Origin of the sequence: Streptomyces sp. McG3 (genome assembly GCF_018619185.1) — a bacterium.
GTDB lineage: Bacteria > Actinomycetota > Actinomycetes > Streptomycetales > Streptomycetaceae > Streptomyces.
Genome location: NZ_JAAXYC010000160.1, coordinates 1 through 17,774 on the forward strand (window position 1 = coordinate 1; position 17,774 = coordinate 17,774).

At 70.7% G+C, this 17,774-nt stretch carries 15 protein-coding genes; 6 read left to right on the plus strand and 9 right to left on the minus strand.

Translation table 11 applies throughout. The features are described 5' to 3' along the window. Positions 1 to 113: 113 nt before the first annotated feature. Complete coding sequence (locus tag HET64_RS23755) at positions 114 to 1,295, minus strand: winged helix DNA-binding domain-containing protein (RefSeq protein WP_215108730.1); 1,182 nt, start codon at positions 1,293 to 1,295, stop codon at positions 114 to 116. Between the two features lie 385 nt (positions 1,296 to 1,680). Then, a complete protein-coding gene (gene mgrA, locus HET64_RS23760; protein ID WP_215108732.1) occupies positions 1,681 to 2,730 on the minus strand; it encodes an L-glyceraldehyde 3-phosphate reductase in 1,050 nt (349 codons plus the stop codon). A 262-nt stretch (positions 2,731 to 2,992) separates the two neighbouring features. Between mgrA and HET64_RS23765 the strand changes: the two genes are divergently transcribed. From HET64_RS23765 to HET64_RS23780, 4 genes are all read left to right on the plus strand, one after another. Further along, the gene (locus HET64_RS23765; RefSeq protein WP_073741104.1) at positions 2,993 to 3,754 is read left to right on the plus strand and encodes an isoprenyl transferase; all 762 of its coding nucleotides are present in this window, start codon (positions 2,993 to 2,995) and stop codon (positions 3,752 to 3,754) included. Between the two features lie 393 nt (positions 3,755 to 4,147). Then, positions 4,148 to 5,470: a PhoH family protein gene (locus tag HET64_RS23770; RefSeq protein WP_215108735.1), complete on the plus strand. Its 1,323-nt coding sequence runs from the start codon at positions 4,148 to 4,150 to the stop codon at positions 5,468 to 5,470. Between the two features lie 389 nt (positions 5,471 to 5,859). Further along, positions 5,860 to 6,576: a transglycosylase SLT domain-containing protein gene (locus HET64_RS23775; RefSeq protein ID WP_215108737.1), complete on the plus strand. Its 717-nt coding sequence runs from the start codon at positions 5,860 to 5,862 to the stop codon at positions 6,574 to 6,576. A gap of 166 nt (positions 6,577 to 6,742) precedes the next feature. Beyond that, positions 6,743 to 8,134 (plus strand): AI-2E family transporter, encoded by a 1,392-nt coding sequence (locus HET64_RS23780; protein WP_215108739.1) that lies wholly within the window; start codon positions 6,743 to 6,745, stop codon positions 8,132 to 8,134. A gap of 90 nt (positions 8,135 to 8,224) precedes the next feature. Here the strand turns inward: HET64_RS23780 and HET64_RS23785 are convergent, their stop codons facing one another. Together HET64_RS23785 and HET64_RS23790 are read right to left on the minus strand one after the other, a co-directional pair. Further along, positions 8,225 to 8,758 (minus strand): alkyl hydroperoxide reductase, encoded by a 534-nt coding sequence (locus HET64_RS23785; protein ID WP_003966620.1) that lies wholly within the window; start codon positions 8,756 to 8,758, stop codon positions 8,225 to 8,227. A gap of 12 nt (positions 8,759 to 8,770) precedes the next feature. Then, positions 8,771 to 9,325, minus strand: a complete 555-nt coding sequence (locus HET64_RS23790) for a peroxiredoxin (RefSeq protein WP_215108741.1) — start codon at positions 9,323 to 9,325, stop codon at positions 8,771 to 8,773. A 133-nt stretch (positions 9,326 to 9,458) separates the two neighbouring features. On the opposite strand from HET64_RS23790, the gene HET64_RS23795 reads away from it, so the two are divergent. Continuing rightward, positions 9,459 to 10,445, plus strand: a complete 987-nt coding sequence (locus HET64_RS23795; RefSeq protein ID WP_215108742.1) for a hydrogen peroxide-inducible genes activator — start codon at positions 9,459 to 9,461, stop codon at positions 10,443 to 10,445. A gap of 78 nt (positions 10,446 to 10,523) precedes the next feature. Here the strand turns inward: HET64_RS23795 and HET64_RS23800 are convergent, their stop codons facing one another. From HET64_RS23800 to HET64_RS23820, 5 genes are all read right to left on the minus strand, one after another. After that, a complete protein-coding gene (locus HET64_RS23800; protein WP_215108743.1) occupies positions 10,524 to 12,911 on the minus strand; it encodes an FtsX-like permease family protein in 2,388 nt (795 codons plus the stop codon). Then, entirely contained in the window at positions 12,908 to 13,594 is a 687-nt protein-coding gene (locus HET64_RS23805) for an ABC transporter ATP-binding protein (protein WP_215108744.1), read from the minus strand. Before HET64_RS23805 ends, HET64_RS23800 begins: the two co-directional genes overlap by 4 nt. Next, on the minus strand, positions 13,591 to 14,115 hold the full coding sequence (locus HET64_RS23810) for a PadR family transcriptional regulator (protein ID WP_018956160.1): 525 nt from the start codon (positions 14,113 to 14,115) through the stop codon (positions 13,591 to 13,593). Before HET64_RS23810 ends, HET64_RS23805 begins: the two co-directional genes overlap by 4 nt. Positions 14,116 to 14,203: 88 nt before the next feature. Next, positions 14,204 to 14,524, minus strand: coding sequence for a hypothetical protein (locus tag HET64_RS23815; protein WP_215108745.1), 321 nt, complete (start codon positions 14,522 to 14,524; stop codon positions 14,204 to 14,206). Continuing rightward, positions 14,521 to 15,492, minus strand: a complete 972-nt coding sequence (locus HET64_RS23820; protein ID WP_215108746.1) for an SPFH domain-containing protein — start codon at positions 15,490 to 15,492, stop codon at positions 14,521 to 14,523. Before HET64_RS23820 ends, HET64_RS23815 begins: the two co-directional genes overlap by 4 nt. A 239-nt stretch (positions 15,493 to 15,731) precedes the next feature. Between HET64_RS23820 and HET64_RS23825 the strand changes: the two genes are divergently transcribed. Then, the coding region (locus tag HET64_RS23825; RefSeq protein WP_215108747.1) for a transglycosylase domain-containing protein at positions 15,732 to 17,774 on the plus strand (2,043 nt) is incomplete at its 3' end.

Genomic DNA, 17,774 nt, shown 5'->3' on the forward strand with positions numbered 1-17,774 from the left:
CGTGCGAGCCCTGCCCTGACGTGCGAGCCCCGCTCTGACCCGTCGAGCCCCGACCCTGACCGTACGGGCCGCCACGCACCCCCGTACACCCCGAATGTGCCCCGCCCCGGCGCCTACGCGTGCGGCCCCACCGTCACCGGGCCGACCGTCAGTTCCGGCGTCCCCTCCATGATCGCGGCGACCCGCTCCACCTGCTCCTCCAGCGCGCGCAGACCGGCCGGCGGCAGGGGCTCCAGCGGCTCCACCGTCACCGCGATCCGGCGGCCCGAGCGGCGCAGGTGCCAGACGCCGGCCACCGTGCCGTCCACCAGCAGCACCGGGAAGTTCCCCGCCTGCCCGCCCGCGAGTGCCCGCTCGTACGCCGCCCCCGGGAACAGCCGCTCACGGGGCTGGGAGGCGATGGCGAACGCGTCGAAGTACGGGAGCAGGCGCACGCCGCGCACCGGTGACGCCGGGAAGTCCGTGTCGCCCGCGACCACCCACGCCGGACCCACGTCCGCGAACGTCACCTCCTCGATCGCCCCCGCCGCCGCCTGCGCGGCGAACTGTTCGGCCGCCCAGGGCTTCGGCGCGGCGAGCCAGCGGGCGAAGTGGGCGGAGGTGGCCGGCCCGTACGCGCGCAGATACCGCTCGATCAGGGCGGCCAGAGCCCCGGGGCCGGCCAGCGGGGTGCACCCGGGATTGGTGTACGTCGCCTTTCGCCCCCGGTTCGGGGCGTAGACGAGGGCGCCCCGGTGGCCGGCCAGGTGCAGGACCTGCCGCCAGCGCGGCCACATCGTCTGGAATCCGGGCATCACCAGGTCACCGGCCCACGGCCCGGTCCGCGCGACGACCTCCTCGGAGAGCTCGTCGATCGTGAGTTCCGCCCCGGTCAGCGCCTCCGCGACGGCCGAGACGACCGCCTCCACCTGGTCCGGGGTCATCCGGGCGTCCTGGGAGAAGGGGTTCGTGCCCGTCGGCACGGTGGACAGGGCCCCGGTCCACAGGGGCAGGTCCGCGGCGGGCAACAGGTGGACCGTGCCGCGCGGTCCGAACGTCTTGACCAGGGTCCGGTCCGTCCACAGGGCCGTACGGACGTCCGTGCGGGTCAGCCCGTCCCCGCGCAGCCCCACGGACAGCTCGGCCGCCGACAGCACCTGGGCGTGCGCGCCGAGCATCGAGGCCACCGCCGCGCCGGGGGTGGCGATGGGCGACGCGGTGGCATCCGGGTGGAGGTGCTGGCGGGCCAGCCTCCGGGCGTTCGCCCCGGTCCAGCTCACGGTCGTTGGCGTTGTCGCACGGGATCGCGTCGTCATGCCTCGAACCTAGAGCCCCCAGAGGTCAGGTTCCGTCCTCTGGCGCCCGGTACGGCGTCAAGCCGACGCCGTGCCGCGCCCCCTCGATACCGGGGCCGATAACCGGGCCTCTACAGGGCGGCCCCGAAGGGCCCGAAGGGCGCCCGCCGCCCTGCCCGGAGCGCAGTCCGGTGAATCCGGAGAGTAATTGTGGAGTGGCGCGGCACGCGGCATTACTTACGAAGGGTTATGGTGGAAACCCCCCCTCGGGCCGGTCCGTATCCCCCCCCACGGACCGGCCCGTTTTTTTACGGGCCGACGGCGTCGCCGCCGCGCGACCCGGGGAGCAGGCCCCCCGCGTCGCCGCCGCGCGACCCGGGGAGCAGGCCCCCTGGTGAGGCCGACGTCAGCTGCGACCGGCCCAGATGTTCGTGCCCGCCGTGTCCACGGCGAAGGCGTCGATCTCCTTCAGCTCGTCGGCGGTCAGCGCCGGGCCCGCGAGGGCCGCCACGTTCTCCTCCAGCTGCTTCACGCTCGACGCGCCGATCAGCGCCGAGGTCATCCGACTGTCGCGCAGCACCCACGCGATGGCGAGCTGGGCGAGCGACTGGCCGCGGCCGCGCGCGATGTCGTTGAGCCCGTTGAGCCGGCGGACCACCTCGTCGGAGAGCAGGCCCGGGTCGAGGGACTTGCCCTGGGTGGCGCGCGAGCCCTCCGGGATGCCCTTCAGATACTTGTTCGTGAGCAGGCCCTGGGCGAGCGGCACGAAGGAGATGCAGCCCATCCCGGCCGCCTCCAGGGTGTCGAGCAGCCCGTCGTCCTCGATCCAGCGGTTGATCATGGAGTAGGACGGCTGGTGGATCAGCGCCGGCACGCCCATCTCCCTGAGCAGCCCGGCCGCCTCGGCGGTCTGCTCCGCGTTGTACGAGGAGACGCCCACGTACAGCGCCTTGCCCTGCTGGACGGCGGACGCCAGGGCGCCCATCGTCTCCTCCAGCGGGGTGTGCGGGTCGAAGCGGTGCGAGTAGAAGACGTCGACGTAGTCGAGGCCCATCCGCTTCAGGGAGGCGTCGAGCGAGGACAGCAGATACTTCCGGGAGCCCCACTCGCCGTACGGGCCGGGGTGCATCAGATAACCGGCCTTGGTGGAGATGACCAGTTCGTCGCGGTACGGGGCGAAGTCCTGGGCGAAGAGCTTGCCGAAGTTCAGCTCGGCCGAGCCGGGCGGCGGGCCGTAGTTGTTGGCCAGGTCGAAGTGGGTGACCCCGAGATCGAAGGCCCGGCGCAGAATCGCCCGCTGGGAGTCCAGGGCCCGGTCGTCGCCGAAGTTGTGCCACAGGCCCAGCGAGAGGGCGGGCAGCTTGAGGCCGCTGCGTCCGGTCCGGCGGTACTCCATGGAGTCGTAGCGCGAACCGGCGGCGCGGTAGTACAGGTCGGGGGAGAGGTAATCAGTCACGTTTCATTCCTTATCACGGAGTTGTGACAGACCGGGTTGGGCCCCCGTGACCCGATCGCAGTAATGTGGCGGCTTCGGGGAATGCCGATGTGCGGCGCGGCGAAGGCCCGCGTGGCCGTGCCAGTGGTAGGGGCGCGGACCGCCGAGGGATCGTGCGGGCGGCGCAGACCGTGCGGCGATCCCCTGCGGGGGACGGCCCCCGGACCCCCGGCGACGGGGAGGGCGGGCCCCGGGCCCGTACGGAACCGAGAGGGTGAACGCAGTGAACTTCCGCGACCTGGTGTACAGGCTCTACGCGCGCCGGGTGGGAGGCCGCCTGGACCACGACCAGGTGCCGAAGCACATCGGGGTCATCCTCGACGGCAACCGGCGCTGGGCCAAGGCGTCCGGCGGATCGGCCGTGCAGGGCCACCAGGCCGGTGCTGACAAGATCTCCGAGCTGCTCGGCTGGTGCAGCGAGACCGATGTCGAGGTCGTCACCCTCTGGATGCTGTCCACGGACAACTTCGACCGCCCCGAGCACGAGCTGAAGCCGCTGCTCGGCATCATCGAGAACACCGTGCGCAACCTCGCCGCGGACGGGCGCTGGCGCGTCCACCACGTCGGCACGCTCGACCTGCTTCCGCCGGAGACGCAGTCGGTGCTCAAGGAGGCACAGGAGGCGACGTCCGACATCGACGGAATAATCGTCAATGTCGCGGTCGGCTACGGTGGCCGCCAGGAGATCGCGGACGCGGTGCGCTCCCTGCTCCTGGAGCACTCGGAGAAGGGCACGACCTTCGAGGAACTGGCCGAGGTCGTCTCCACCGACCTGATCTCCGAGCACCTCTACACCCGGGGCCAGCCCGACCCCGACCTGGTGATCCGGACGAGCGGCGAGCAGCGGCTCTCGGGCTTCATGCTCTGGCAGAGCGCCCATTCGGAGTACTACTTCTGCGAGGTGTTCTGGCCGGCGTTCCGCAAGGTCGACTTCCTCCGGGCGCTGCGCGACTACGCCGCCCGCCACCGCCGCTACGGCGCCTGAACACCGTCCTGCCGCCCGTTCGGCCGATGGCTCCCCTATATAGGGGAGCCATCGCGCGTGTACGCGTACGCAAGGGCGCCACCGCGCGTCCACCGGGGCTTCTCCACACCGTGTCATATGCGGCGGCATGGCTTCGCGCGGAAAAGGGAATACCCCTGTCAGGTCGACGTCCGGTCATCAACCAGGCGGATGTCGCATCCAAGTGAGCGGCACCCAGCCCGCTCGCCCGGGAGGCCCTTTGCACACGAAGGACCGTAGACAGTCTGCGGCCGACGCGGTGGCCGTGGTCCGGCCCGCGCACAGGGGCCCGATCCCGGTCCGTCCTCTCCCTTCGGGAAGCTCCGCGACCGTTCGTCGCACTCCCCGACCTCGTCCGAGGGGGTACGTCCTTCCGTGGTGAACAGCAGCAAGCGCCGCATGCCCGACCGGCGCACATACGTTCTCGACACCAGCGTCCTGCTGGCCGATCCCGGTGCCATGGCCCGCTTCGACGAGCACGAAGTCGTGCTGCCGATCGTGGTGGTCACGGAACTGGAGGCCAAACGGCATCACCCCGAGCTCGGATACTTCGCCCGGCAGGCCCTGCGCCTGCTGGACGACTTCCGGGTCCGGTACGGCCGGCTGGACGCCCCGATCCCGCTCGGGGATCTGGGCGGGACGCTCCGCGTCGAACTCAACCACTCCGATCCCGGCGTCCTGCCCGCCGGCTACCGGTTGGGGGACAACGACTCACGGATCCTCGCGGTCGCACGCAACCTCCAGGCCGAGGGGTACGACGTCACGGTCGTCTCCAAGGACCTGCCGCTCCGTATCAAGGCCTCCTCCGTGGGCCTCCTCGCCGAGGAGTACCGCGCGGAGCTCGCCATCACGGACTCCGGCTGGACCGGCATGAGCGAACTGTCCCTCGCCGGGGAACAGATCGACCTGCTGTTCGGCGAGGAGACGCTGTACGTCCCCGAGGCCGCCGAACTGCCCGTGCACACCGGTCTGGTCCTCCAGTCCGAGCGCGGCAAGGCGCTCGGCCGGGTGACGGCCGAGGGCAACGTACGGCTCGTGCGGGGCGACCGGGAGGCCTTCGGCATCCACGGGCGCAGCGCCGAGCAGCGGATCGCCCTCGACCTCCTCCTCGACGCCGACGTCGGCATCGTGTCGCTGGGCGGCCGGGCCGGCACCGGCAAGTCGGCGCTGGCCCTCTGCGCGGGCCTGGAGGCGGTGCTGGAGCGGCAGCAGCACAAGAAGGTGATGGTCTTCCGCCCGCTGTACGCGGTGGGCGGGCAGGAGCTCGGCTATCTCCCCGGCAGCGAGGCCGAGAAGATGAGCCCCTGGGCGCAGGCGGTCTTCGACACGCTCTCGGCGGTCGCCGGGCGCGAGATCATCGAGGAGGTGCTCGGGCGCGGGATGCTGGAGGTCCTGCCGCTCACCCACATCCGCGGCCGGTCCCTGCACGACGCGTTCGTGATCGTCGACGAGGCGCAGTCGCTCGAACGGAACGTCCTGCTGACCGTGTTGTCCCGGATCGGGGCGAATTCGCGTGTCGTGCTCACCCACGATGTGGCCCAGCGGGACAACCTCCGGGTCGGCCGGTACGACGGAGTCGTCGCCGTCGTCGAGAAACTGAAGGGCCATCCGCTGTTCGCCCACGTCACGCTCACGCGGTCGGAGCGTTCGCAGATCGCCGCGCTGGTGACCGAAATGCTGGAGGAAGGCCACATCTGACGCGCATGTCCCTTTGATGCCGCCCGGCGAGCCAAGGAGCTTAGCCGGGCGGCATTGTGCTGCGCCGTCATTTCCGAAAAACCGAGGGGCCAAACGGGGTGTGACCTTTCCCACGCAAGACAGAATTGCCTCCCGGCGCTCCCGTCCGGCAGAGTCTTGCTTCCGTCAGGCCCCGCATACGGCACTTGGGCACCTCCAGAGGCGCCACGCACCACACAACTCAACACAAGACGCCCGTATGCCGCCCGCGAGCACCACGCGGCAGCCCCCTCGCCGGGGTTGCCCATCGGGCCCGTGCCTCCCGTGACCCACGCAGTAGGGAGGCCAGTGTCAGGGGCACGAACGCGCCCGCGAGGTCACCTAAGCGGGCGATGCTGGAAGGACACCATGTGAGCCGGATCTCGGTCCGGGGGTTCGCCGTGGCATCCGCCACCGCGGTCACCACCGTTGGCGCCGTCGTAGGCGTTGCTGCGGGCGGCACACCTGCCGCCGACGACAACAACAACTTCGAGGCGGCCGCAGCCGACACCACGCTGCTCGCAGACATCCCCGCGGGCCAGCAGGCCCAGGTCCAGACCGCTTCGCTGACGCAGCAGGCCGATGCCCAGGCATCCGCCGCCGACGCCGCCGCGAAGAAGTCGGCCGAGGAATCGGCCCGCCTCCAGGCAGCCAAGGACGCCAAGTCCAAGAAGCAGGCCGCCGAGGACCGGGTCGAGGCCGAGCGCGAGGCGGAGAAGAAGAAGAAGGAAGACGCCGAGCGCGCCAGCCGTTCTTCCGTCCGCGACGCGACCTCGTTCTCCGCGCAGGGCTCCTACAGCGTGGCCGACGTCAAGGCGATGGCCCGTCAGATGGTCCCCGCGGACCAGTTCCAGTGCTTCAGCAACATCGTGAACCACGAGTCGACCTGGAACTACCGCGCGAGCAACCCGTCCTCCGGGGCGTACGGTCTGATGCAGGCGCTCCCGGGTCACAAGATGTCGTCCGCCGGCGCCGACTGGCAGACCAACCCGGCCACCCAGATCAAGTGGGGCCTCAGCTACATGGACGGCCGTTACGGCAGCCCGTGCGGCGCCTGGTCCTTCTGGCAGGCCAACAACTGGTATTAGAGGGAGCGGGCGAGGTCCACGGACCGCCCTCTCAACCTCGCGAGGCCCCCCACCGTCCGGACGGTGGGGGGCCTCGCGCGTGTACGGTCGCATCCTGGCGGTCCCGGGGAGCGTTGGGAAACGCTGCGGAGCGCTGGGTGGCGAAGATGGGGGAAGGAAAGAAAGCATGTCGAAACTGCCGGGCTGGCTGGGCCGCTTCGGGTCCGAACTGACGGAGCTGGGTGCGCGACTGGACGAGCGGCGGGCGCGCGCCGCCGCCGATGACGAGGACGACCCCCTCGTGGCGCGAGGGGCCGCCGCCGTCCCCGATGACGACGGCACCGGGCAGGTGCCCGCGCCGCCCTCGTACGCCCCCTCGGTCGCCGCCAAGCCGGATCCGGTGGCGGCGATCCCGTGGGGGATGCGGGTCGCCGCCGAGGCCGGCTGGCGCCTCCTCGTCCTCGCGGGGACCCTCTGGGTGCTGATGCGGGTGATCAGCGCGGTCCAGCTCGTGGTGCTGGCCTTCGCCGCCGCGCTGCTCGTCACCGCGATGCTCCAGCCGACCGTGGTCCGGCTCAAGCGGTTCGGGCTGCCCCACGGGCTCGCCACCGCCGTGACGGCCGTCCTCGGGTTCGTCGTCATCGGACTGGTCGGCTGGTTCGTGGTGTGGCAGGTGATGGACAACCTCGACACGCTCTCCGACCGGGTCCGCGACGGCATCGACGAGTTGAAGCGCTGGGCGCTCGACAGCCCCTTCCACGTCACCGAGTCGCAGATCAACGACATCGCCAAGAACCTCAGCGACACCATCGGCACCAACACCGAGGAGATCACCTCCGCCGGGCTCCAGGGCGTCACCGTGATGGTGGAGTTCCTCACCGGGCTGCTGCTGGCGATGTTCTCCACGCTGTTCCTGCTCTACGACGGCCGGCGCATCTGGGAGTGGTCGCTCAAGCTGGTGCCCGCCGCGGCCCGCCCCGGGGTCGCCGGCGCCGGGCCGCGTGCCTGGCGCACCCTGACCGCGTATGTGCGCGGCACGGTGCTCGTCGCCCTGATCGACGCCATCTTCATCGGTTTCGGCCTCTGGGTCCTCAATGTGCCGCTCGCCGTGCCACTGGCCGTCTTCATCTTCCTGTTCGCCTTCATCCCGCTCGTCGGCGCCGTGGTCTCCGGGGCACTCGCGGTGGTCGTCGCCCTGGTCACCGAGGGAGTGTGGACCGCGCTGTGGGCGCTGGTGGTGGTCCTGGCGGTGCAGCAGATCGAGGGCCACATCCTGCAGCCGTTCATCCTCGGCCGCGCCGTCCGGGTCCATCCGCTCGCGGTGGTCCTCGCGGTGGCGACCGGCGGTCTGGTCGCGGGCATCGGCGGGGCGGTGGTCGCCGTACCGCTGGTCGCCGTGATCAACACGGTGGTCGGCTATCTGCGCTCGTACGGGGAACCGGGCGAGCGGGGCGGCCACCACGGGGCCACGGCCCTGTCGATGAGCCCGGCACACGCGGGGCCCGCGGCGGAGGCGCCACCCGAGCCGAGGGACGCGCCGGGCGAACACGCACAGGAGAAACGGCCGCCGCAGGAGTAGCGGAACGTCACGGAGCGGGCAGAAAGAAGAGCCCCGGGGACGGTCGGTCGTCCTCGGGGCTCTTCTCGTATCAGGGGTGGTGCGGTGTCACTACTCGGCGAGTACGGCCTCGGCGTCGAGGGTCACACCGACCGCCTGGATCACCGAAGCGACCTTGACGGCTTCCTGAATGGTCTCACGGTCCACGCCGGCCTTGCGCAGCACCTGCTCGTGGGAGTCCAGGCACTGGCCGCAGCCGTTGATCGCGGAGACGGCGAGCGACCACAGCTCGAAGTCGACCTTCTCCACGCCCGGGTTGCCGATGACGTTCATCCGCAGGCCCGCGCGGAGCGTGCCGTACTCCGGGTCCGACAGCAGGTGCCGGGTCCGGTAGAAGACGTTGTTCATCGCCATGATCGCGGCCGCCGACTTCGCCGCGGTGTACGCCTCGGCGGAGAGGTTGGCCTTCGCCTCGGGCTCCAGCTCGCGCAGCACCTTCGGCGAACGCGAGGCGATCGCGCAGGCCAGCACGGTGCCCCACAGCTGCTGCTGCGGGAGGTCGCTGTTGCCGATGACCGAGCCGAGGTTGAGCTTCAGGTCCTTGGCGAAGTCCGGTATGGCGGACTTCAGTTCGTCGAGAGCCATGTCGGTATCAGCTCACTCGCCCGAGAGGAGCGCGACCGGGTCGAGGGTGTTCTCGCCCTTGGTCCAGTTGCACGGGCACAGCTCGTCGGTCTGCAGGGCGTCGAGGACCCGCAGGACCTCCTTGGGGTTACGGCCCACGGAACCGGCGGTCACCATCGTGAACTGGATCTCGTTGTTCTGGTCGACGATGAAGACGGCGCGCTGGGCGAAGCCGTCCTCGCCCTCGATGCCGAGGTCACGCATGAGCTCGTGCTTCGAGTCGGCCAGCATCGGGAAGGGCAGGTCGGTGAGGTCCGGGTGGTCCTTGCGCCAGGCGTGGTGCACGAACTCGGAGTCACCGGAGAAGCCGAGGACCTGGGCGTCGCGGTCCAGGAACTCCTCGTTCAGCTTGCCGAAGGCGGCGATCTCGGTGGGGCACACGAAGGTGAAGTCCTTCGGCCACGCGAAGACGATCTTCCACTTGCCCTCGTAGGTCTTGTGGTTGATCTCCTCGAACTCCTTGCCGCTCTCCAGCGAAACACAAGCAGTCAGGTCGAACTCGGGGAACTTGTCACCGACAGTGAGCACGCGCTCTCCTTGCAACGTCTGGAATTTCCCTTTTGGGGTCGTTCCTGGGGGTTGGACGAGTTCCACCTTGGCACAGAGTGCATTGATCACGGAAATAGCTAGACTCGGTCGAGATGATCGGAGGTGCCTATCAGTGGGCCAGAGCAATCAGGGCATACGCCCCAAGCAGTCCGGTAAGTCGGCCGCCAAGCAGCCCAGCCTGTCGCAGCTGCGCGCCTTCACGGCGGTGGCGGAGCATCTGCACTTTCGGGACGCCGCGGCAGCAATCGGGATGAGTCAGCCCGCGCTCTCCGGAGCGGTGTCCACCCTGGAGGAGGCACTGGGTGTCCAGCTCATCGAGCGTACGACGCGCAAGGTACTGCTCTCGCCCGCGGGGGAGCGGCTCGCGGTGCGGGCCGGGGCGGTGCTGGAGGCCGTCGCCGCGCTGATGGAGGAGGCGGAGGCGGTCCGGGCCCCGTTCACCGGAGTGCTCCGGCTCGGCGTGATCCCGACCGTCGCCCCGTATCTGCTGCCCACCGTGCTGCGTCTCGTCCACGAGCGCTACGTGGACCTCGACCTCCAGGTCCACGAGGAACAGACCTCCTCACTACTCGAAGGCCTCGCCGCCGGGCGGCTCGACCTGCTCCTGCTCGCCGTGCCGCTCGGCGTCCCCGGAGTGAGCGAGATCCCGTTGTTCGACGAGGACTTCGTGCTGGTCATGGAGCAGGACCACTGGCTCGGCGGCCGGGCGGACATCCCGCGCGACGCGCTGCGCGAACTGCCGCTGCTGCTCCTGGACGAGGGGCACTGCCTGCGCGACCAGGCCCTGGACATCTGCCGTGAGGCGGGCCGCACCGAGGGCGCGCCGGTGACCACGACCGCCGCCGGGCTCTCCACCCTGGTCCAGCTGGTGGCCGGCGGGCTCGGGGTGACGCTGCTGCCCCGGACCGCGGTGACGGTGGAGACCGGCCGCAACGAGGCGCTGGCCACCGGGTACTTCGCGGACCCGGCGCCCACCCGGCGGGTGGCGCTGGCGATGCGGACGGGGTCGGCGCGGGGCGGCGAGTTCGAGGAGTTCGCGGCGGCCCTGCGCGAGGCGATGCGGCCGCTGCCGGTGCGGCTGGTGGCGGAGAGCCCGTAGAGCGCGCCGCCCTCGCGCGGAACGCGGACCGGGGCCCCTGTTCCCAGGGGCCCCGGCCCTACGCGGGTCGTGCGGGTCTCACTCGGTGCGCAGTCCGTCCGGGCGCATCATGCGCCACAGCGGCGGCAGCGACAGCAGGGTGACCAGCAGGATCAGCGCGCCCCCGACCCCCGTCACCGGCCAGAACAGCCACCAGTCGGAGACCTCCTTCTCGATCAGGTGGACGAGCGTCGCCCCGAGGCCCAGGCCGCCCGCGACCGCCACCACCAGACCGAGCACCACCGGCACGGCCGTCTGCCACAGCACCGACCAGCCGAGCGTGGAGCGCCGGGTGCCGAAGGCCACCAGCACCGACAGCAGCCGCCTGCGCTCACGCAACTGCTCCAGCTGGGAGACCAGCATCGACAGGGCGATCAGCAGCAGCACCGCGCTCGCGCCCACCTGGAGCCCGGTCTGGATGCTGGCGTACTGGCGGTCGCGTTCCACCGAGTCGATCGTGACGAAGCGCATCCCGGGGTCGATCCTGGCCGCCGTGTTGCGTACGTACTCGGCGACGTCCGGCACGCTCCGGTCGACCCGGATCCGGGTGGTGATCGTCGCCCCGGGCAGCTTGCCCGCGTCGACCGCGCCGATGGTGGCCATGATCCCCCAGTGGGGGTCGCCCATCGGGTCGGTGCGGCCCGTCACGGTCCGGGAGCCGGCGGGCAGCGTCCACCGCATCGGCTTCTTCCCGGAGCCGATCTCGACCACCTCGCCCTTGCGGGCGGTCTCGTCGACCCAGGAGGTCATGACCTTGTCGTCCTCCGGGTGGACGACGAAGGTGTCACCGTCCTCGCAGGCGCCGATCCGGGCCAGCTCGCGCAGGGTCTCGCAGGTGCCGACGGTCAGGGAGGTGGTGGGCTGGACCTCGTCCTCGGCGTACTTGCCGGGCTTGGACGCGTACGCCTCCACCGAGCCGATGACCACGTCCACGCCCTTGGTCGCGCGGAACTGCTCGATGGCCGCGGTGGCCCCCTCGCCCGTGACGTTCTCGGAGTACCCGGCGAACTGGGCCCGGGTGGGGTCCGCCCCCGTCATCCGGTTGAAGTCGGCGTTCATCGAGGCGAACAGCATCTGCAGGGCGATCGCCCCCGCCACCGCCACGGTGACCCCGCTGACCGCGCGGGACGCGGCCCCGCTGCTCAACTGGAGCCTGCGGGTGGCGAGCTGCCAGGGCACCGGGCCGCCGCGCAGCCGGTTCACACTGGCCTCGACCAGCCAGGGCAGCAGCAGGGCGAGCCCGAACAGCACCAGCACGGCGCCCGCGGTGATCGGGAACGGGTTCACCGGGGCGTACTCCTCGACCCGGCCCCAGAGCGCGAGCACCACGAGACCCGCCAGCGGCACCGGCAGCCGCCACCACAGGCGGCGTCCCCGCTCACGCCCCCGGCGTACGACGCCGAGCGGTTCGATCACCACGGAGCGCATCGCCACCAGGGTGACGAGGACGGCCGTCAGCGGCACGGCCACCGCGATCAGCGACGCCAGCCGGGGGTCGGGCGCCAGGTCGGCCGGGAACGCGCTGACGTCCCAGATCTCCACCGCGTCGACGAACTGCCGGCCCACCACGAAGAACACCAGGCCGAACAGCAGCCCGAGCAGCGCGCCGAACAGGGCCTCCCCGGCGGCGATCCGCCGGGTCGTCCGGATGTCCGCGCCGACCAGGCGCAGCGCGGCCAGCCGCCGGTCACGTCGGTCGCCGCCGAAGCGCACGGCGGTGGCGATGAAGATCGCGACCGGTGCCAGCAGCACGACGCAGACCATGATGACGAGCACGATCAGCAGGGGTGGGAGGGGGTCGCCCTGGCGGTCGTCGCCGTACGCGGCGATCCGGTGGCCGCCGTTGGCCGGCGTCAGGGTGTCGCTGCCCGCGTAGTAGAGGAGTTCACCGGGGGAGCGCAGCCCGGCGTCCCCGATCGTGCCGGTGATCTCGTACGGGAGCCGATCGCGCAGCAGTTCGTTGCCCGGCTCGTCGAGCAGCTCCCGCAGGGCGGGGGAGACGACCATGGTGTCCGGGGCGGGGAAGCGGTCGACCCCCGGCGGCAGGACGGGCTTCGAGCCGTCGGGACGCATCAGATGGCCGGCGACGGTCCGGTCGTGGTACTCGGTGGTCGTGTCGATCCGCAGCACCGAGCTGTCCGACTGCGGGGCGTTCGCTTCGGAGAAGACGGAGATCCGGGACTCGCTGCGGGCCTGCTCGCGGGCGTTCCGCTCGTCGAGCAGGTGCGGCACGGAGGAGGCGAGCAGCAGCAGGGCGACCCCGAGGCCGACGCCGACGGCGGTCAGCAGCGTACGGATCCAGCCCTCGCGGCCCCCGCCGGCGGCGAACCGGATGCCGAGGCCGAGGTCGCGGAGGGTCACCGCGCCCCGCGAGGGCGCTTCCGGACGCGGTGGCGCCACGGGCCGCCTTTCTTCGAGCAGCGTCATACGGCGTGCTCCATGTCGCGGGCCCGGCCGTCGCGCACGGTGACGTCACGGTCGGAGTAGGCGGCGACGCGGGCCTCGTGGGTCACCAGGACCACGGCGACGTTGGCGGAGCGGGCGGCCTCGGTGAGCAGCTCCATCACCCGCTCGCCGTTGAGGGAGTCCAGCGCACCGGTCGGCTCGTCGGCGAAGATCACCTTCGGCGACGCCGCCAGCGCACGGGCCACGGCGACCCGCTGGCCCTGGCCGCCGGAGACCTCGCCGGGACGCTTGGTCCCGAGGTCGTCGACCTCCAGGCGCTCCATCCACTCCAGGGCGGTGCGTTCGGCGGCCTTGCGCTTGACGCCGTTCAGCCGCAGCGGCAGCGCGACGTTCTCCACACAGGTCAGCTCCGGCACGAGCTGGCCGAACTGGAAGACGAAGCCGAAGTCGCTGCGCCGCAGGGCGCTGCGCTCGGCGTCCGACATCGCGGACAGCTCGCGGCCCGCGTAGGTGATGGTGCCGGAGTCGGGCGTGATGATTCCGGCCAGGCAGTGCAGCAGGGTCGACTTGCCGGAGCCGGAGGGGCCCATCACGGCGACGACCTCGCCGGGGTGCACGGAGAACGACGCGCCGTCCAGGGCGGGCGTCGAGCCGTAGGCCTTGCGCAGATCGTGGGCGGCGAGCAGGGAGCCTTCGGGAATCACGGAGCCACCACCTTGGCGAGCTGGTCGAGACGGGCTGAGGTCAGTTCCAGCCAGCGCAGATCGGCTTCCAGGTGGAACAGGGCGTGGTCGCAGATCAACTGGTCGGCGAGGTCGCCCTTGCGCTTCCGGTCGGTGAGGACGCGCATCATCCGCAGGTGCGCCGAGCGCTGGGTGTCCAGCAGATCGGCCGCGCTGCGACCGGTCAGGAGCGCCAGGACGACCTTGGTGTAGAGCGTCGACTGGAGGTAGGGCTCCGGCTTCTCCGGCTGGGCCAGCCAGTGCGAGACATCGGTGATCCCGGCGTCGGTGATGGCGTACCGCTTGCGCTCGGGGCCTCCTTCGCTCTCGACGCCGTCGACCTCGACCAGCCCGTTCTTCAGGAGCCGGGACATCGTCGAATAGACCTGGCCGTAGTGGAGCGGGCGGTCCTGGCCGAACTTCTCGTCGAAGGTCCGCTTCAGGTCGTAGCCGTGTCGGGGGCCGGACTCCAGGAGCCCGAGGAGGGTGTGACCGATAGACATGGGAGGAACTGTACACGGTGTGTATACCTCCCGTGTATACGCGTCCGGAAAGCGACCCCGGCCCATGGGGCGGGCCGGGGTCGCGGTGCTACGGGGTGTCCTGGGTGTCGCCTCCGGGCGGGGGCCCCGGTGCGCTCGCCCCGGGCTCCGGCGGGGTTTCCGGCCCCTCCGGCGGCTGTTTGGGCGGCCGCCCCCGGCGGGCGATCGGACGCGCGGCCCCCGGCAGCCGGCCCGCCTCCGCGAGCGCCCGCCGCAGCAGGAACTCGATCTGCGCGTTGGCGCTGCGGAGTTCGTCGGAGGCCCAGCGGGCGAGTGCGTCGTGCACCGCGGGGTCCAGCCGCAGCAGCATCTGCTTGCGCTGCCGCGACCGGGACGCCGGTGTCCGCCGGGGAGGCGTCTGGTCGGTCACTGGTAGAGGGAGCCCGTGTTGAGGACCGGCTGGACCGCGCGGTCACCGCACAGCACCACCATCAGATTGCTGACCATGGCCGCCTTCCGTTCGGAGTCCAGCTCCACGATGTCCTGCTCGGCAATCCGGTCCAGAGCCATCTCGACCATGCCGACCGCGCCCTCCACGATCAGCTGACGGGCCGCGACGACCGCCCCGGCCTGCTGGCGCTGGAGCATGGCGGAGGCGATCTCGGGGGCGTACGCGAGGTGGCTGAAGCGCGACTCGATGATCAGGACGCCCGCCGCCTTCACCCGGGCGGTCAGCTCGACGGCCAGCTTCTCGGTGATCTCCTCCGCGTTGCCGCGCAGGGAGAGGCCGTCCTCCTCGTGGGCGTCGTACGGGTACTCGATGGCGATGTGCCGCACGGCCGCCTCGGTCTGGGTGGCGACGAACTCCCGGAAGTCGTCGACCTCGAAGAGGGCCTGGGCGGTGTCCTCGACCTTCCAGACGACGATGGAGGCCAGCTCGATCGGGTTGCCGTAGGCGTCGTTGACCTTGAGGACGGCGGTCTCGTGGTTGCGGACGCGGGTGGAGATCTTGCGGCTGGAGGTCAGCGGGTTGATCCAGCGGAGCCCGTCGGTGCGGATGGTGCCGACGTAACGGCCGAAGAGCTGGATCACCCGGGCCTCGCCCGGAGCGACCATCTTCACACCGCTCATGCAGAAGAACGAGGTGATCACGAAGAGCACCCCGAAGATGAAGAGCGGAACGCCGACCGCGTTGTTCCCACCGGCCCCGATCACCCCGCCGACGATGGCGAGGCCGACCCCGGCGAACACCCCGACCACGGTCAGGAGCAGACCGATGCCGCCCGGGATGGAGTGCGCGGTGACCTCCCTGACCTGCGGCGCGGGCATGTCCGGGGCGTCGATGGGGAGGTCGGTCGAGGGCGTGCCCGGGCGGTGGTCGTCGTGCTGTGCGGTCATGGGATCCCCCGTTCGGCGCGGCCGTTCGCCGCGCTATCAATGTGATTACACATTAATGGTTCTCGCAACCTTGTCCACCCCTGGGGAGTCGGTTCCTAGGGAGCGGGTGCTGATTCTCACGTCCGTAAAAGACCGGATCGCTTGTCTTTTGTCCCTGTCGGCGGTGTTAGCTGGCAGGTCTGAGCGAACTGAGGAAACCGAGCGAGCCGGTCGAGCAGAGAAGCGGGAGCAACACACCAATGGGTCGAGCGGATGCGCGACGAGCCCAGGCGCGGGAGTCGCGCAGGGGCCAGAAGAGCGGCGGCATACGCAGACTCTTCACGTGGAAGAAGCTGCTGGGCGCGTTCTTCGGGATCGTCCTGCTGGGCATGGGGGCCTTCGGGGCGCTCTACGTGTACGTCGACGTCCCCGCCGCCAACGCCACGGCGGAGCGGCAGAGCAACGTCTACAAGTACAGCGACGGCACGGTCCTCGCCCGGACCGGCAAGGGCGTCAACCGCCAGATCGTCGACCTGGACGAGGTGCCCGAGAAGGTCCAGCACGCCTTCGTCGCCGCCGAGAACAAGTCCTTCTACAAGGACCAGGGCGTCGACCTGAAGGGCACCACCCGCGCCCTGCTCAACACCGTCGGCGGCAAGGGCAAGCAGGGCGGCTCGACCATCACCCAGCAGTACGTGAAGAACTTCTACCTGACGCAGGACCCCACCGTGAGCCGGAAGCTCAAGGAACTGGTGATCTCGCTCAAGATCGACCAGCAGAAGTCCAAGGACGAGATCCTCGCCGGGTACATCAACACCGCCTACTACGGGCGCGGAGCGAGCGGCATCCAGGCCGCCGCCCAGGCGTACTACGGCATCGACGCCAAGGACCTGGACGCCTCGCAGGGCGCCTACCTGGCCTCCGTCCTCCAGGCGCCCAGCCAGTACGACTGGAACTCGGCCACCGACACCGGCAAGAAGCTGGTCAAGGAGCGCTGGGCCTACACCCTGCGCAACATGGTCGAGATGAAGTGGCTGACCGAGTCCGAGAGGGCCGGCCTGAAGTTCCCCGTCCCCCAGAAGCCCAAGCCCGCCCAGGGCATGGAGGGCCAGGCCGGCTACCTGGTCGAGGCCGCCAACCAGGAGCTGGAGAAGCAGGGCGTCTCCGCCGAGGACCGCGACGCCGGCGGCTGGACCTTCACCCTCACCGTCGACAAGAAGCGCCAGCAGGCGCTGGAGAAGTCGGTCGACGACCAGCTGGAGTCCAAGCTCGACCGCGAGGGCAACAAGATCGACGCCACCGTCCAGGCCGGCGCCACCTCCGTCGACCCGAAGACCGGCAAGGTCGTCGCCCTGTACGGCGGCGAGGACTACATCAAGCACTACATCAGCAACGCCACCCGCCAGGACTACCAGCCCGCCTCCACCTTCAAGCCGCTGGTGCTCGCCTCCGCCCTGGAGAACGAGTCGCAGACGCAGGACGGCAGCCTGATCGGGCTCAACACCGTCTACGACGGCACCAGCAAGCGGCCCGTCGTCGGCAGCGACACCCCGTTCGCCCCGCAGAACCAGGACGACCGCAGCTACGGTCAGGTCTCCGTCCAGAAGGCCCTGAACAGCTCGGTCAACTCCGTCTTCGCGCAGATGATCGTCGACGTGACGCCCGCCGCCGTGAAGGAGACCGCGCTCGCCCTCGGCGTACCGGACAAGAACTTCCCCGAGCGCCCCGCCGTCACCCTCGGCACCATGAACGCCTCGACCTGGGACATGGCCGGCGTGTACGCCACGCTCGACAACCACGGCCGGAAGGTCACCCCGCACATCCTCCAGTCCGCCGAGCACCGCGACCGCACGGTGAAGGCCGAGAAGCCCAAGCGGGAGCAGGTCATCAGCCGCGCCTCGGCCGACACCGTGACCAAGGGGCTCACCGGGGTCGTCGACGCCGGTTCCGGGGGCGCGGCCAACAGCCCCGCCTACGACGCGGCGGCCAAGACCGGCACCTCCGAGGACAACAAGTCCGCCTGGTTCGCCGGGTACACCCCGGAGCTGTCCACGGTCGTGGCCCTCTTCGGCGAGGGCGACGGCGGCCGCAAGCAGGTCTCCCTGACCGGTACGGCCAACTCCGGCCGCGCCAGCGGCAGCGGCTTCCCGGCCAGGATCTGGGCCGACTACACCCTCGGCGCCCTCGGCGGCGGGTCCGGCAAGACGTTCGACCTCCAGGACGTGGAGCGCGGCGAGGTGCCCGCCCCGCCGACGCCTTCCGAGACGCCCTCCGAGGAGCCCACCCCGTCCGAGGAGCCGACC